We start from the raw sequence: 15378 nt of genomic DNA, 5'->3' as shown, positions 1-15378 counted from the left end.
CTGGTTGGTCAGGCGCACCTTGGCGACCTTGCGCAGCGCCGAGTTCGGCTTCTTCGGGGTGGTCGTATAGACGCGGGTGCAGACGCCGCGCTTTTGCGGGTTCTGCTCCATCGCAGGGACCTTGGACTTGGCCTTCTGCGGATCGCGACCCTTGCGGATCAGCTGGTTAATCGTCGGCATGAAGCCTTCACCTTTCTGTGCCGGGACAGGCCCGGCGGTTACTTTGCCCAAACGAAAATGCGCGAACTCCGGCGATCCCCGCGGGGTCACCGGCCTTCGCGTCGTCGAGCAATGTTCAGCTCTTGCCCGCCGGGGTGCGAGGAATCGCAGCTCCGCGGACGAGCGGGCCTTTAGCGGGGGAGGTGCTGGGGGTCAACCGGGCGGCGCCGTTGGTTCATTGCATTTCACGAGCCTCAGCGGGTGACGGCAGCTGTTATAGCGGGTTTGGAACGAGGGTTAAATTCTGTTAATGAGCGACTCCTCGTGAAACGAGCGACGTTCGCCCCGCTGCGGCTGCAGCCGGCTTGAGCATCGCCACTGAGCGGAAGGGCAAGCGCATGGCGCGGATCAAGGGGAACAACAATCCGAATAACCTGACCGGCACCAAGAACAACGACGAGATTTACGGCTACGGCGGGGACGATCAACTCAGCGGATTGGGCGGCAACGACCGCCTCGATGGCGGCGACGGCAGCGACCGGCTGTTCGGCGGGATCGGCCTCGATTATCTCCTCGGCGGCCTCGGCGCCGACCAGCTCAATGGCGGCGACGGCAACGACAATCTCCACGGGGACATGGGCGTGGCCAACGAATTCGCCGGCGGCGCCGACCTGCTCGAGGGCGGCGCGGGCAACGACGTGCTGGTCGGTCAATTTGGGGCGGACCAGCTGTGGGGCGGCACGGGTACGGATCAGTTCGGCTATAACCAGGTAACCGACTCACGGGCAGACAGCGGGATCGACCGGATATATGATTTCAACCCCGGCGAGGGCGACACCATCTACCTCAGCAACGCGGTCGATGCCGATCCCCAGATCAGCGGGCGCCAGAATTATCTCTACGTCGCGGAGCGCTCGGCCGGCCAGGACAATGTCGGAACGCTGACCGCATTCGACAGCAATGGTGACGGCGTCAACGACAGCACGAGGCTCGATCTCTATCAGGACGGCGATGATGTCACGGACCTGACGATCGAGCTGATCGGCTATCTTGCCGGCGACAATCCGACCGCCGGAATGGCCGACTTTTTCGGGTGAAACCGAGCGAGGTCAATCGCCTTTGACCACCTCGCCGCGGGCCATCACGAACGCGACCTGCTTAAGCACCGTCACATCGCTCAGCGGGTCGCCCGTGACCGCGATGAGGTCGGCGCTTTTGCCGGGCTCGATGGTGCCGATTTCGCTGGCCAGCCCGAGCAAATCGGCGGCGTTGACGGTGGCGGCCTTGATCGCCGCGGCGGGCGTCATGCCCCATTTGACCATTAGCTCGAACTCGTCCGCATTGCGGCCGTGCTTGCTGACCCCGGCGTCGGTGCCGAAGGCGATCCTGACCCCGGCCGGGACCGCTTTTTTGAGGCTCTGCCCGGTGATGCCGATGCGCCAGTCGATCTGCGCCTTGACGCTCGGCTCGTAGGCGTTCGGATTAGCGGCGAGGCGCTCGAGATAGCCGTTCACGGTCGATAGCGTCGGCACGTAATAGGTGCCCTGACGGGCCATGGTGCGGACGATTTCGTCGTCCATCACGGTGCCGTGCTCGATTGAATCGGCGCCCGAGCGCAAGGCCAGCTTGATGCCGTCGGCGCCGTGCGCGTGGACCGCGACCTTGCGGCCGTAGGCGTGGGCGGTGTCGACCAAGGCCTTGGCCTCGTCGGCGAACATGCGGGTGGCGAGCCCGGTGCCGCTGTTGACCCCGCCGGTGGTGGCGAACTTGATGACGTCGGCGCCGCGGTCGATCTGGCGGCGCACGACCTTGCGGCAGGTTTCGACGCTGTCACACAGGTTTTCCGGTTGCGGCAAATGCGCGACGAGGTCGTCGTTGAGCCCGCCGCGGCCGTCCATGTGGCCGCCGGTGGTGGAGATCGACTGCCCGGCATCGACGATCCGCGGGCCCTGCACCCAGCCGCGCTTGATCGCCTCGCGCAGCGCCAGCGTGGCGCCGTCGTCGCCCAAGTTGCGGACGGTGGTGAAGCCCGCGCGCAGGGTCTTCATGCCGTTCATCTGCGCCTCGAGCGCGTTCATTTGCGGCTCCTCGCGCATGAAGGCGATGAGCCCGGCCTCGCCGCCGCGGTCCGACGACAGATGGACGTGGCTGTCGATCAGGCCGGGGAGCACGGTTTTTGTGCTGAGGTCGATGAAGGGGGTGCCGGGCTCGACGCGGGTGAGGCCGTCCGTCACGGAGATGATGCGGCCCTGATCCACCACGATGGTCGAGGGCCCGCGCACCGCCTGGCCGGGAACCGCTATCAGGCGTCCGGCGTGGATGTAGGTGGGGGCGGCGGTAGCTCCCGAGCTGAGCAGCATCAGCGTCGCCAGATACTTCGCAATCACTCGTCATCCCCTCTTCAGGCCACAGCCCACCGTAAGCACTCGGCTAATCGATGCAACGGGGCCCGCTCAGCGCGACCCGATGGGTCGCGGGACGAAGCGCTCGCGCGGGGTGCCATCGACGGCGGACAGGCGCTCGGTGGGGAATTTGATGATCTGCCCCGATTTCTCGAGCTTGTGATCGTAGATTGCGCCGAGCAGCCCGGCCATGCGGTCGCCCTCGACGCGGGCGCCGATCGCGTCGAACCCGATCGCCAGCCCCTCGCCCATGCTGCCGGTCCAGCGCCCGACGCGCACCGTCACCGGGCCGCGATGGCGTTTTCCAATGCGCGGCAGGACCTGCTCGACCCATTGGCGCGCGATGCCGGTGCGGCGCTCTTCCGCAGGGAGCGTGTGGACTTGGTAGAAGCTCGGCTTGGCGACGAACCAGCCGAGGATGGCGCGGGCGATGGTGGTGTTGCCGCCGCTGGGGGTGTCGGTCAGGTCGAGGATGACCGGCTGCCCAGGCCTGGCCGTGGCCATCGCGGCATCGAACGCGGGGATGGTGGCGTCGCTGCCGAGCGAATCGTTGAACTTGATGACGAGGTTGCGCCCGACGGTGCTGGCCGCGACCTCGGGCCGGTCGGCGCGCGGCTGCATGTAGAGGTTGGGCAGCGACAGGTCGCGCGGCCGCGACAGCGGGTTGCCGACGGTCAGAATGCGCGGGCGGTCGCGGCGGCCGGCGGCGAGGACCCGCGCCGCAAAGCCGTCGCGCGCGCCGCCGCCTGTAGCGCCGAGGTCGGCCCAGAACGCCGCGACCGCCGCCGCGGTGGGAACGCCGTCGATCGCCAGCAGATGGTCGCCGCGGGTAATTCCGGCTTGCGCCGCGGGGCTGTCGGCGCGCACCGCCTCGATCACGAAACCGCGCCCGCGCGGCTCGACCCACAGGTCGCCGTAGCTGGGAAACACCGCGCGGCTGTCCTTGGTCGAGGCGCCGGTGATCGCGTGATGGTCGGCGAGCAAGGCTAAAGCGCGCTCCGAGTAACGCACCAGCTCGCGTCCGCTCGCTACCGTATCGGCTTCGGCGCGGAGCTTGGCGGTGATCGGCATGCGGCCGCCGGGGAAGCGCTCGAGGTAGGCGTAATTGGCGTTGACCAACGTCTCGATCGAGCGCGCGTCGGCGGCGAAATCGGCGGGCGCCGGCTGGTCCGCGGCGAGCAGCATCGCCGCCAGCGGAACCACGGCCAAGCGGTCGAGCATGGTCATGCCCGCCGCTCTATCACTCGGTCGTCTTGCCGTCCCATTCCTCGTCGGCATGGCGCTTTTCGGCGTCGGCCTTGGTGGCATGGGTGATGCCGTCGATATGCTCGGGCGGGCCATAGAGCGTGTAGAATTTGAGCGGAGCGCTGCCGGTATTGCGGACGTTGTGGCGGGCGCCTGCGGGGACGATCACCGCGAAATCATCCTCGACCGGATTGGCCTTGCCGTCGATGTCGACCACGCCTTCGCCTTCCTCGATGCGGAAGAACTGGTCGCGGTCCTCGTGGACCTCGGAGCCGATCTCCTCGCCCGGCTTGAGCGTCATCAGCACCAGCTGGAGATGCTCGCCGGTGTAGAGCACGCGGCGGAAGTCGCTGTTGCCGATGGTCTGCTTCTCGATGTTGTCGCAATAGCCGCGCTTCATGCCGGTCCTTCCTTCAACGGATCGTGGCCCCAGTTCATCAGCGAATAGCGCCAGCGCGAGGTGACCATGTTCGCCGGCTCCTGCGCGCGGTGGCGGGCGACGTAGCCGGCGACCTTGCGCATATGGGCATAATCATCGTCGGACAGGCGCGTTCCGTGGGTGCGCAATATGGCGACGATGCGCCGCCCGCTGGCATGGCCGACGCTTTCGCTCGTGCCGGCCGCGGTGAACCCGACGCGGCGGCTTTCGGGCGTTTCCAGCCACGCTTCGAGCTCGTCGGCATCCATGTTGACCGCGCGCGCGAATTTCTCGGCGATGCGCGCGCGGTCGAGGTTCATCAGTTGCTGCGGGCGATCAACTTGCCGCCCTTGACCACCGAGTCGGGGCGCTCGAGCACGGTCACGTCGCGGGTCGGGTCGCCGGTCACCGCGACGAAATCGCCGTAGCGGCCGACCGCGATGGCGCCGACGTCGCGGGTGCGGCCAAGCGCATCGGCGCCGTTGCGGGTGGCCGCCTGGATCGCCTCCAAGGGCGTCATCCCGTATTGCACCATGGTACGGAACTGCTTGCCGATCTGGCCGTGGGGCATCACCCCGGCGTCGCTGGCGAAGACCATTTTCACGCCCGCGCGATGGGCTTTGCGGAAATTGTCGCGCTGGATCTGGGCGACTTCGCGGTCCTTGCGGAGGTTGTCGGGGAGCACGCCGTTCTTGGCGCCCTCGGCCTGGGTGTAGTCGGTGTTGTAGATGTCCATCCCGAACCACACCGGCTGCTTGCGCGCCGCGGCGAGGCGGATCCCTTCGTCGTCGACAAGGCTGGCATGCTCGATGGTGTCGATTCCGGCGCGGATCGCGGCCTTGATCCCGCTCGCGCCGTGGGCGTGCGCGGCGACGCGCACGCCCCATTGATGCGCCTCGTCGGCGATCGCGCGCATTTCGGCTTCGGACAATTGCTGCTGGCCGGGCTCGGTATTGCGCGAGAACACCCCGCCGGTGGCGCAGATTTTTATGACTTCGGCGCCGAACTTACGCTGGCGGCGGACCTGGTGGCGGAGCTCCTCGGGGCCGTCGCCGATGCCTTCCTCTTTCTTGTCCTTTTCCAGGCTGGGCGGAAGGAAGGTCGAATCGCAATGGCCGCCGGTGGCGCCTAGCGCGTAGCCCGCCGGGACGACGCGCGGGCCGACCGCGTAGCCGGCATCGATCGCCTGCTTCAAACCAATGTCGTTGCGGTTGCCCGAGCCGACGTTGCGCACGGTGGTGAAGCCGGCGTCGAGCATCGCCTTGGCGTTGCCGACCGCGGTCGCCTGCCAGAAGCTGTCGGTGAACTCGAGCCCGCGGTAGCCGCCGATGTCGGCCGGGCCGTCGAGATGGACGTGCATGTCGATGAGGCCGGGCAGCAGGGTCTTGCCGGCGAGGTTGATGTGCTTGGTGTCGGCCGGCCAGGTGGTTGCCGCGGCCTGGGTGATGGCGGTGATGCGGCCGTCGTCGCCGACGAAGATCGCGGGACCTTCGACATAGCGCCCGGTCGAGACGTCGAGATAGCGGTCGGCGGTGATCACGACCTTTTCGGCGTGGGCCGGCGCGGCGATCGAAACGGCCGCGGCGGCGGCGAGCAGCATATGCTTCATGAAATTGTCCCCTGGTTCAAATGTGGATCACCCGCCCGAACGCCGCGAGCACGCTTTCGTGCATCATCTCGGACAAGGTCGGGTGCGGGAAGACGGCGTTGATGAAATCGGTCTCAACCAGTTCGGCGGTCTTGCCAATTGTAAAACCCTGGATCAGCTCGGTGACCTCGGCGCCGATCATGTGCGCGCCGAGCAGCTCGCCGGTCTTGGCGTCGAACACGGTCTTCACGAACCCTTCGGTTTCGCCCATCGCGATCGCCTTGCCGTTGCCGGGGAACGGGAAGCGGCCGACCTTGACCTCATGCCCGGCTTCCTTGGCCTTCGCCTCGGTCAGCCCGACGCTGGCGACCTGCGGACGGCAATAGGTGCAGCCGGGGATGTTGAGCACGTCCATGCCGTGCGGGTGGACGTCCTTGTTGCCGAGCGACTGGGCGATGCTTTCGGCAGCGATGATGCCTTCGTGGCTGGCCTTGTGGGCGAGCCACGGGGGGCCGGTGACGTCGCCGATCGCCCACACGCCGGAGACATTGGTGCGGCACATCGAATCGGTGTCGATGTGGCCCTTGGTGGTTTTGATACCCAAGCCCTCGAGCCCGAGATTCTCGGTGTTGGGGGCGATTCCGACGGCGACGATGGCGTGGCTGAAGCGGCGCTCGGCGACCTTGCCGTCCTTGCCCTTGATCGCCGCGGCAACGCCCTTGGCGTCGGGCTTGAGGCTTTCGACCCCGGCCGAGGTGAGCAATTCGATCCCCTGCCCGGTCAGCGACTTGGCCAAAGCTCGGCTGACTTCGGCATCTTCCACCGGCACGATGCGGTCGAGCATTTCTACCACCGTCACCTTCGCTCCGAGGTCGTTGTAGAAACTGGCGAACTCGATGCCGATCGCGCCCGATCCGATGACCAGCAATTCGCTCGGCATTTCGGCCGGCGCCATGGCGTGGCGGTAGGTCCAGACGCGCTTGCCGTCGGATTGCGCGAACGGCAGCTCGCGGGCGCGGGCGCCGGTCGCGACAATGATGTGTTTCCCGACCAGCTCGGTGGCTTTGCCCGCGGCGGTCACCGTGACCTTGCCGGCGGCGGTCACTTTGGCCTCGCCGGCGTGGACCGCGATCTTGTTGCGCTTCATCAGCCCGGTGACGCCCTTGTTCATCTGCGCCGCGACATCGCGGCTGCGGGCGACGACTTTTTTCAAATCGAACCCGACCTTGCCCGCGCTCAAGCCGAAGCTTTCGGCGTGCTGCATGTGGTGCAGCACTTCGGCCGAGCGGAGCAGCGCCTTGGTCGGGATGCATCCCCAGTTGAGGCAGATCCCGCCAAGCTCGGCGCGCTCGACGATTGCGGTGGTGAGGCCGAGCTGCGCGGCGCGGATGGCGGCGACGTAGCCGCCGGGGCCCGAGCCGATGACGATGAGGTCGTAGGTGTCAGCCATGAGATGCTTCCTGCTCCGCGATCTCGCGCGGCCTGTCGTTGTTATCGAGCGCCACAAAGGTGAAGCGGCCGGTTGCGACTTTGGTTTCGGCCTCGCCGTCGCGCTCGCGGGCGACCGCGTCGACCGCGATGCTCAGCGAGGTGCGCCCCTCCTTTTCGATGGTGGCATAGACCGAGATTTCGTCGCCCACCTTGGGCGCTCCGGGAAATCGCAATTCGTCGGCCGCCACGACCACCGCCTTGCCGCGCGAGTGGCGCGAGGCGAGGCTGCCCGCGGCGAGCGCCATCTGGCTCATCAGCCACCCCCCGAACACCCCGCCATACGGATTGGTGTCGGCCGGCATCGCGGTGACGCGGATGGCGGGCGCCCGGTCAGCCATGACCGCGCCTCAGCGGGAGTGCCAATTGAAGAACATCCGGAACGCCAATGACGCGGCCGCGAACAGTGGCAGCGAGAACAGCAGGCCGGGGCTTGCTTCATGCGGTCGGATGGTCCCCCAGCCGGCCCAGGAATGCATCCATACCCCCGACCGCATATCGAGGCCGGTCGGCAAGACCACGGCGAGCAGCGCCCCAAGCAGCAAGGCGGGAATCCATCTCATATCAAGCCAACATTGCCAGAGGGTTTTCGACCAGCCGTTTGAACGCCTGCATCAGCCGCGCGCCGTCGGCGCCGTCGATGGCGCGGTGGTCGAAGCTGCCGGTGGCCGACATCACGGTCGCGATCTGCAGGCTGTCGTTGATGACGTATGGGCGCTTCTCGCCCGCGCCGATCGCCATGATCATCGCTTGCGGCGGGTTGATCACCGCGTCGAACGCCTTGATCCCGTACATCCCCATGTTGCTCAACGACGCGGTGCCGCCCTGATATTCGTTGGGCTGCAATTTGCCCTCCTTGGCGCGGGCGGCGAGGTCGTGGACTTCGGCCGCGATGGCGGAAATGCTCTTGGCGTTGGCGTTGGCAACGATCGGGGTGATCAGCCCGCCGGGGATCGACACGGCGACCGAAATGTCGGCGCGGCTGTATTTGATGAGCGTGTCGCCGGCGAAGCTGACGTTGCACTCGGGAACCTCGATCAGCGCGGCGGCGAGCGCCTTGATCATCAAATCGTTGACGCTGAGCTTGATGTTGCGCGACGCGAGACCGGCGTTGAGCTCGGAGCGCAGTTTGAGCAAAGCGTCGAACTGGATGTCGACGGTCAGGTAGATGTGCGGGATTTGCTGCTTCGACTCGGTCAGCCGCCGCGCGATGGTCTTGCGCATGTTGCTGAGCTTGACGACCTCGTGCGGGATGTCGCCCGGCTCGACCGGGGCGGCATGCGGTGAAGGTGCCGCGGCTGCGGTTGGCTGAGCCGCGGCACCGCCGGCGGCGCCGAGGTCGGCGCGGACGATGCGGCCGCCGGGGCCGGAGCCCTTCAATGACGCTAAGTCGATGCCCTGGGCTTCGGCGAGGCGGCGGGCGAGCGGCGAGGCCTTGATCCGGTCGCCGCTGTCGGCCCTGGCCGCAACCGCCGGAGCAGGGGCGGCTGGCGGGGTTTCGCCGCCACCCCCCTCGACTTTGCTCGGGACAGGCTTGGCGGGTGGTGCGGGTTCGGGCGGTTGTTCGGCCGCTTTGGGCGTCTCTTCGGTTTTGGCGGCCGGTGCCTTGGCCGGCTCAGGCTTGGCTGGCGCCGCGCCGGCGTCCTCGCCTTCGCCGGCGATCAGCGCGATCGGGGTGCCGACTTTGACGCCGTCCGAGCCTTCGGCGACGAGGATTTTCGAGATCGTGCCTTCATCGACCGCTTCGAACTCCATCGTCGCCTTGTCGGTCTCGATTTCCGCCAGGATGTCGCCCGATTTGACCGCATCGCCCTCCTTGACCAGCCATTTAGCCAGCGTCCCCTCCTCCATCGTCGGGGACAAAGCGGGCATCTTGAGTTCGGTCGGCATCGGCGTCTTTCCGCTAAAAGGGCGCGCAGGCTTGCCCGGCACAAAGCCAATGCGGCGGGCGGGGTCAAGGGCGGGACATGCGAATGTGTTGCCGCTTGCGCTTCGCCGCGCTTTGACGCAGCACCGTAGGCGCCATGGGGGATGCGGGGCAGCGGCGGACCTATCTCGTCATCATCGACGACAGCGATGAGGCGCGCGTGGCGCTGCGTTTCGCCGCCCGCCGCGCGGCCAAGACCAATGGCCGGGTCGAGGTGCTGGCAGTGGTCGAGCCGCAGGATTTCGTTCAATGGGGCGGGGTCCAGGCCGCGTTCGAGGAGGAGCAGCGCCTGCGCATCGAGGGCGTAGTCAGCGCCTCGGTCGGCGAGATCCTCGACGAGTCGGGGATTTCGGCGTCGGTCGTGGTGCAGCAGGGCGAGCCGGTCAAAACCGTGCGCGACTATGTCGGCACGCGCAAGGAGATCGCGGCGCTGGTGCTGGGCGCGGCGCCGAGCGGGCATCCGGGGCCTTTGGTCGCCAATTTCACCGGCGCCGACGCGGGGCAATTGCCGTGCCCGGTGATGATTATCCCGGGATCCTTGAGCGAAGAGCAGCTCGAGCATTTGAGCTAAAACACAGAGTTTAGTCTAGGGCGCGCGCCAACACCTCGGCCAGCCTGACGCACCCCGCTTCGTCCTCCGCATCGAACCGCGCCGGCTCCGGGCTGTCGAGGTCGAGCACCGCGAGCAGATTGCCGTCGCCGCCGACGATTGGCACCACCAGCTCGCTGCGGCTGGCGGCGTCGCATGCAATGTGGCCGGGAAAAGCGTGGACATCGTCGACGCGCTGGGCTTGCAGAGTGGCCGCCGCGGCGCCGCACACGCCGTCGCCGAACTTGATGCGGATGCACGCGGGGCGGCCCTGGAACGGCCCGACCACCAGCTCTCCCCCGACATTGCGATAGAAGCCGCACCAGTTGAGATCGGGCAGCGTCTCCCAGATCAGCGCCGCGGCGTTGGCCATGTTGGCGACCGGGTCGGGCTCGCCGGCGACCAGCCCGTCGAGCGCCGATGCGAGGTCGCGGTAGAGCGTCGCCTTGTCCGCCGCCGCGATCTTGAAATCGTACATCAATCGAGCACCACTCTGCCCCGTGCGCGCTTGACCTGGCCGCGCTGGACCTTTCCTTCGACGCGCTTGGCCCGCGCCGCCTTGGACGGCCGCGTCGGGCGGCGCCTGGCCTGGACGATATGGGCATCGGCGATCATCTTCGCCAGTCGCGCCCGCGCGTCCTGGCGGTTAGCGTCCTGGGTGCGAAAGCGTCGCGCGGTGATCAGCAGTTCGCCGGAATTGGTGACGCGGCTGCCGCCGATCTGCTTCAATCGCTCGTACGCGTCGGGGCTCAGGCCGAGCTTGAACAGGTCGACGCGCAACTGCACCGCGGTGGCGACCTTGTTGACGTTCTGCCCGCCCGGCCCGGTCGCGGCGAGGAAACTCTCGCTGAGCGCGTCCTCGGGGATGACGACATCCTCAGGCTTCATCGGCCCAGGTCCCGAAATGCTCGGGCAGCGGGGCGGTGACGTCGATCGCGGCGTGACGGCCGCGCGGCACCACCAGCCGCGAGGCGTGGAGCAGCATCGGCCCGCCCGGCGTGCCGTAGACGCGGTCGCCGACAATGCCGCAGTCGAAGCCGAGGCGCGCGTGGACGCGGATCTGGTGGGTGCGGCCGGTCACCGGACGGAACTCGACCAGAGTCTGGCCGTCCTTGACCACCAGACGCCGCCAGCGGGTCACCGCGCTCTGGCCCTTGGGGTCGCCGACCATCCGCCAGCCGGCTTCGGCGCTCGATTGCTTGGCCAGAGCGACATCGATCTCGCCGCTTTCTTCGGCCACTTCGCGGCCGATCACCGCGAGATAATATTTCTGCACCGCCCGCGCCTCGAACGCCTGCTGCAGCGCGGCGCGGGCGTCGGCGTTGCGCGCCAGCAGCAGACACCCCGAGGTATCCTGGTCGAGCCGGTGCATCGGGGTCGGCGCGCGCTTGAACCCGCATTTGAGTTCGTCGAGCCGCGCGGCGATGCTGTCACCGCCGCGGCGCGGGGCGTCGACTGGCAGGCCCGCCGGCTTGTCGATCACCATCGCTCCGGCGTCGATGAACAGGATGCGCTGCTCGAGCATGGTTGGCGCCCTGCCAGATGGCGGCGGGCAGCACAAACTGGCCCGATGCGGCGGCGATGCGGAGGTAAATATTTGGCCTTACCAGGGATGACTGATGCACCAGCGCAACGAAGGCAGCGATTTCAGCCCGTTACACAATATTAACCTTTTGCCTTCATCCCTCAAATGGTTAATGCACTCTTAGACGTCGGCAAGGGCGCGCCACGCCCGGCGGCGGACTGAACGGGGAAAGAGCCACATGCGAGTCCTGCTGATCGAAGACGAGCCGACCACCGCCAAGAGCATCGAGCTGATGCTTGGAACCGAAGGCTTCAACGTCTACACCACCGACCTTGGCGAGGAAGGCCTCGATCTCGGCAAGCTGTATGATTACGACATCATCCTGCTCGACCTCAATCTGCCCGACATGCACGGCTACGACGTGCTCAAGAAATTGCGCGTCGCCAAGGTCGGCACCCCGGTGCTGATCTTGTCCGGCATCGGCGAGATGGACAGCAAGGTCCGCGCATTGGGGTTCGGCGCCGACGACTATGTCACCAAGCCATTCCACCGCGACGAACTGGTCGCGCGCATCCACGCCATCGTCCGCCGCTCCAAGGGCCACAGCCAGTCGGTCATCCGCACCGGCAAATTGGCGGTCAACCTCGACGCCAAGACGGTCGAAGTCGACGGCAGCCGGGTCCATCTGACCGGCAAGGAATATGCGATGCTCGAGCTGCTGTCCCTGCGCAAGGGCACCACGCTGACCAAGGAGATGTTCCTCAACCATCTGTACGGCGGGATGGACGAGCCGGAATTGAAGATCATCGACGTGTTCATCTGCAAGCTGCGCAAGAAATTGAGCCTCGCGTGCGGCGGCGACAATTACATCGAGACGGTGTGGGGCCGCGGCTATGTGCTTCGCGACGCCGAGGGCGACGAGGTTCCCGAAGCGGAAGCCGCGGTCGCCTGATCTCTCTATTTTGAAGCAATGAAGGCGGGGCGTCGCAAGGCGCTCCGCTTTTTTTACGTCTTGGTTAGGCGTCGATCAGGATGCGGTGACGGTCGGGGCGGACGGGGAGCTCGAGCGGCTGCCGTTCGGCCGGTTCGGGAGCCTGTTCATCCATCCTCTGCCAGCCGTCGCGGCCGAGGCGCTCCAATGGCCGAAAGCTGGTCTTGTAGGCCATCCGCGGACTGCCCTCGACCCAATAGCCGAGATAGACATAGGGCAGGCCGGCGCGCGCTGCGCGCACTATATGATCGAGGATGATGTAGGTGCCGAGCCCCTTGCGGGCGTGGGGGCCGACATCGAAGAAGCTGTAGATCATCGACAGGCCGTCGCCCTGCTGATCCGACAAGCAGGCGCCGACAAGGCGCCCGGGTCGACCACCGCGAGAGGGTTCGCGATATTCGACGACATACGTCCTGACCGGGGTCTGCTCGACCATGTCGGCGAAATCACCCTCGTCCATCTCGGCCATGCCGCCGCCGGGGTGGCGCGCGGACAAATAGCGTCGGAGCAGCGCATATTGCTCCTCGGTGGTCCACGGCTTGCACGCGCTGACCTCGAGGTCGGCGTGGCGGCGGATCAGGCGGCGATGACTGGCGCCGGGCTGGAACTCGCCGGCGGCGACGCGCACCGACACGCACGCCGAGCAATCGATGCAGCTCGGGCGGTAGGCGACCGATTGCGAGCGGCGGAAGCCGATGCGGCCGAGCGCCTCGTTGAGCTCGCCCGCCTGGCGGCCGTTCAATTCGGTGAACACCTTGCGCTCGACCTTGCCGGGCAAATAGGGGCACGGTGACGGGTTGGTCACGAAGAACTTCGGAAACCGGAATGGTGCGCTCACTCGAACCCGCCTTCGTCAAAGGTTTCGCAACCCTTTATGCGACTGGTAAACGCGGTTGAAAAGGGTTGAGCGCCGGGAAACCGGGGATAAGCGCGTAACTGTCCCAAGACTGGACGGGATTGCCTTCGAATCGAAGGCGTTGGGGGCGCCCTGAAAAGCTAGTCGAGCGAGGCGCGGTCGACGTGGAAGCCGACGCCTTCGAGCTTGGCCACCAGCCCGTCGATCGCCTGCGCGTCGCGCGCTTCGCACTCGACCTCGATCACGGTGTCCTTGGCCGGGAGGCGCGTAAAAATGCGGTGGTGGTTGGTCTCGATGATGTTGACCCCGCAGTCGTGGAACTGGGCGGTGATCGCGGCGAGCGCGCCGGGGCGGTCCTGCGCCTCGATTCGGAGCCGCGCGATGCGCCCGCAGCGGACGAGGTCGCGGACCAGCACATTGGCGAGCAAATGAGTGTCGATATTGCCGCCGCACAGCACCACGCCGACGCGCTTGCCGGCAAACCGCTGGGGGTGCGCGAGCAATGCCGCGAGCCCCGCCGCGCCGGCGCCCTCGACCACCGACTTCTCGATCGCCACGAGCAGCGCGACGGCGCGTTCGAGGTCGCGCTCGGGGACCAGTAGGATGTCGCTGACCAGCTCGGCGATGATTGCGCGGGTCAGCTGGCCCGGCTCCTTGACCGCGATGCCCTCGGCCAGCGTGTCGCCGCCGATCGCGCCGTGGCCGCCCTCGACGACATTCTTCATCGACGGGTAGAGCGCGGCCTCGACCCCGACCATTTCGATCTTGGGATCGACCGCCCTGGCGGCGATCGCCATGCCCGAAATCAACCCGCCGCCGCCGATCGGCACGCACAGGATGTCGAGCCCGGGCGCGGCGGCGATCATCTCAAGCGCGACCGTTCCGGTGCCGGCGATGATCGCGGGGTCGTCGAACGGGTGGACGAACACCAGTTTGCGCTCGGCCTCGAGGCTGCGCGCCTTGGCGTAGGCGTCGTCGGAGCGCTCGCCCTCGAGGATCACGGTGGCGCCATGTTCCTCGGTCTGCATGACCTTCACCAGCGGGGTGTTGGTCGGCATTACGATGGTCACCGGGATGCCGAGCCGTCTGCCGTGATAGGCGACCGCCTGGGCGTGGTTGCCGGCCGACGAGGCGATCACCCCGCGGCCGCGCTCTTCGTCATCGAGCGAGAGCAATTTGTTGAGCGCGCCGCGCTCCTTGTAGGCGGCGGTGAACTGGAGATTCTCGAACTTGAGCCAGACCTCGGCGCCGGTCAGCTGGCTCAGCGTGCGGCTGATCAGCATCGGCGTCTTGACCACCGCGCCGTCAATGCGCGCGGCGGCGGCGCGGATGTCGTCGATCGTGGGTGGCTGCATCATCGGCATGCCGACTAGCCCTTCCAGCACCCGCAAACAATGCTAGGCTCGGACGATGCACAAGACCCTTATCGCGCTGCTTGCGGCGCTGCTCGCGTCGCCCGCCGACGCCGACACGTTGATCCACAACGCCAATGGCATCCAGGTCGGCGCCGACGGCAAGCTGCAGCGGTTCGAAGCGTTGCTGATCGGCGACGACGGCAAGGTCGTCCAGACCTTCACCAAGGTCGAGAACCCCGCGCACAGCGGCCCGCGCATCGATGCCGGCGGGCGGACTTTGCTGCCGGGCCTGATCGACGCCCACGGGCATGTCATGGGCCTGGGGTTCGGCGCGCTGCAGCTTGATCTTACGGGGACGAGTTCGCTCGCCGACTTGCAGCAGAGGCTCAAGGCCTACGCCACTGCCAATCCCGACGCCAAGTGGATCGTCGGGCGCGGGTGGAACCAGGAATTGTGGGCGGAAAAACGCTTCCCCACCGCCGCCGACCTCGACGCCGTGGTCAGCGACCGCCCGGTGTGGCTGGGGCGGGTCGATGGTCACGCCGCGGTCGCTAACTCGGCGGCGCTCAAGGCCGCCGGAATCACCGCTGCGACCAAGGCACCGGCCGGCGGGACGATCGACAACGGCCTGTTCGTCGATGCGGCGATGGCGCTGGTCGAGGACAAGATCCCCGATCCGACGGCTGCCGAGATGGACGCCGCGCTGGCCAAGGCGCAGGAGCTGATGCTGGCGGTCGGGCTGACGGCCGCCGCCGACATGGGCACCAGTGCCGACGAGTGGGCGGCGATGAACCGCGCCGGCCAGGCGGGTTCGCTCAAGGTGCGCGTGCTCGCC

General features: G+C 67.1%; 17 protein-coding genes and 1 pseudogene. 4 read left to right on the top strand and 14 right to left on the bottom strand.

Features of this window, described 5'->3' with window-relative positions:
- Window positions 1-180, bottom strand: a pseudogene (rpsL, locus tag RMP08_RS00110) (30S ribosomal protein S12); the annotation flags it as partial.
- Window positions 181-524: 344 nt separating this feature from the next.
- Here rpsL and RMP08_RS00105 point away from each other — a divergent pair.
- Window positions 525-1256, top strand: coding sequence for a calcium-binding protein (locus RMP08_RS00105; RefSeq protein WP_310466905.1), 732 nt, complete (start codon window positions 525-527; stop codon window positions 1254-1256).
- 12 nt (window positions 1257-1268) lie between these two features.
- Here RMP08_RS00105 and RMP08_RS00100 read toward each other — a convergent pair whose 3' ends face one another.
- The 8 genes from RMP08_RS00100 to RMP08_RS00065 all read right to left on the bottom strand — a co-directional run bounded on the left by RMP08_RS00100 (window position 1269) and on the right by RMP08_RS00065 (window position 9190).
- Window positions 1269-2546, bottom strand: coding sequence for an amidohydrolase family protein (locus tag RMP08_RS00100; protein ID WP_310466904.1), 1278 nt, complete (start codon window positions 2544-2546; stop codon window positions 1269-1271).
- 66 nt (window positions 2547-2612) lie between these two features.
- Entirely contained in the window at window positions 2613-3788 is a 1176-nt protein-coding gene (locus RMP08_RS00095) for a PDZ domain-containing protein (RefSeq protein ID WP_310466903.1), read from the bottom strand.
- A gap of 13 nt (window positions 3789-3801) precedes the next feature.
- Entirely contained in the window at window positions 3802-4206 is a 405-nt protein-coding gene (locus tag RMP08_RS00090; RefSeq protein WP_310466902.1) for a cupin domain-containing protein, read from the bottom strand.
- Window positions 4203-4544, bottom strand: coding sequence for a DUF3140 domain-containing protein (locus tag RMP08_RS00085; protein WP_310466901.1), 342 nt, complete (start codon window positions 4542-4544; stop codon window positions 4203-4205). The genes RMP08_RS00090 and RMP08_RS00085 overlap by 4 nt, the downstream gene beginning before the upstream one ends.
- A complete protein-coding gene (locus tag RMP08_RS00080; RefSeq protein WP_409049752.1) occupies window positions 4544-5824 on the bottom strand; it encodes an amidohydrolase family protein in 1281 nt (426 codons plus the stop codon). The genes RMP08_RS00085 and RMP08_RS00080 overlap by 1 nt, the downstream gene beginning before the upstream one ends.
- Before the next feature lie 25 nt (window positions 5825-5849).
- On the bottom strand, window positions 5850-7262 hold the full coding sequence (lpdA, locus tag RMP08_RS00075) for a dihydrolipoyl dehydrogenase (RefSeq protein ID WP_310466899.1): 1413 nt from the start codon (window positions 7260-7262) through the stop codon (window positions 5850-5852).
- Window positions 7255-7641 (bottom strand): hotdog domain-containing protein, encoded by a 387-nt coding sequence (locus tag RMP08_RS00070; protein ID WP_310466898.1) that lies wholly within the window; start codon window positions 7639-7641, stop codon window positions 7255-7257. The genes lpdA and RMP08_RS00070 overlap by 8 nt, the downstream gene beginning before the upstream one ends.
- A 223-nt stretch (window positions 7642-7864) precedes the next feature.
- Window positions 7865-9190: a pyruvate dehydrogenase complex dihydrolipoamide acetyltransferase gene (locus RMP08_RS00065; RefSeq protein WP_310466897.1), complete on the bottom strand. Its 1326-nt coding sequence runs from the start codon at window positions 9188-9190 to the stop codon at window positions 7865-7867.
- A gap of 134 nt (window positions 9191-9324) precedes the next feature.
- Here RMP08_RS00065 and RMP08_RS00060 point away from each other — a divergent pair, with 134 nt between their 5' ends.
- The gene (locus tag RMP08_RS00060) at window positions 9325-9798 is read left to right on the top strand and encodes a universal stress protein (protein WP_310466896.1); all 474 of its coding nucleotides are present in this window, start codon (window positions 9325-9327) and stop codon (window positions 9796-9798) included.
- Window positions 9799-9808: 10 nt separating this feature from the next.
- Here RMP08_RS00060 and RMP08_RS00055 read toward each other — a convergent pair whose 3' ends face one another.
- The 3 genes from RMP08_RS00055 to RMP08_RS00045 are packed head-to-tail and all read right to left on the bottom strand — an operon-like array spanning window position 9809 to window position 11341.
- The gene (locus RMP08_RS00055) at window positions 9809-10294 is read right to left on the bottom strand and encodes a GAF domain-containing protein (protein ID WP_310466895.1); all 486 of its coding nucleotides are present in this window, start codon (window positions 10292-10294) and stop codon (window positions 9809-9811) included.
- Entirely contained in the window at window positions 10294-10704 is a 411-nt protein-coding gene (gene arfB / locus RMP08_RS00050) for an alternative ribosome rescue aminoacyl-tRNA hydrolase ArfB (protein WP_310466894.1), read from the bottom strand. The genes RMP08_RS00055 and arfB overlap by 1 nt, the downstream gene beginning before the upstream one ends.
- The gene (locus RMP08_RS00045; RefSeq protein ID WP_310466893.1) at window positions 10694-11341 is read right to left on the bottom strand and encodes an RNA pseudouridine synthase; all 648 of its coding nucleotides are present in this window, start codon (window positions 11339-11341) and stop codon (window positions 10694-10696) included. The genes arfB and RMP08_RS00045 overlap by 11 nt, the downstream gene beginning before the upstream one ends.
- A 238-nt stretch (window positions 11342-11579) precedes the next feature.
- Here RMP08_RS00045 and ctrA point away from each other — a divergent pair, with 238 nt between their 5' ends.
- On the top strand, window positions 11580-12293 hold the full coding sequence (gene ctrA / locus RMP08_RS00040) for a response regulator transcription factor CtrA (RefSeq protein ID WP_310466892.1): 714 nt from the start codon (window positions 11580-11582) through the stop codon (window positions 12291-12293).
- Between the two features lie 64 nt (window positions 12294-12357).
- Here ctrA and RMP08_RS00035 read toward each other — a convergent pair whose 3' ends face one another.
- Both RMP08_RS00035 and RMP08_RS00030 read right to left on the bottom strand, forming a co-directional pair.
- Window positions 12358-13170 (bottom strand): arginyltransferase, encoded by an 813-nt coding sequence (locus RMP08_RS00035; RefSeq protein ID WP_310466891.1) that lies wholly within the window; start codon window positions 13168-13170, stop codon window positions 12358-12360.
- Window positions 13171-13328: 158 nt separating this feature from the next.
- Window positions 13329-14543 carry a threonine ammonia-lyase gene (locus RMP08_RS00030; RefSeq protein WP_310466890.1) on the bottom strand — a complete coding sequence of 405 codons (1215 nt, stop codon included), beginning with the start codon at window positions 14541-14543 and terminating at the stop codon, window positions 13329-13331.
- A gap of 55 nt (window positions 14544-14598) precedes the next feature.
- Here RMP08_RS00030 and RMP08_RS00025 point away from each other — a divergent pair.
- Window positions 14599-15378: amidohydrolase family protein (locus RMP08_RS00025; protein ID WP_310466889.1), on the top strand; the 780-nt coding region annotated here is incomplete at its 3' end.

It is taken from the genome of Sphingomonas sp. (assembly GCF_031426035.1).
GTDB lineage: Bacteria > Pseudomonadota > Alphaproteobacteria > Sphingomonadales > Sphingomonadaceae > Sphingomicrobium.
Note: the sequence above shows the minus strand (reverse complement) of the source record. Positions and strands in the feature narration are given on the sequence as shown.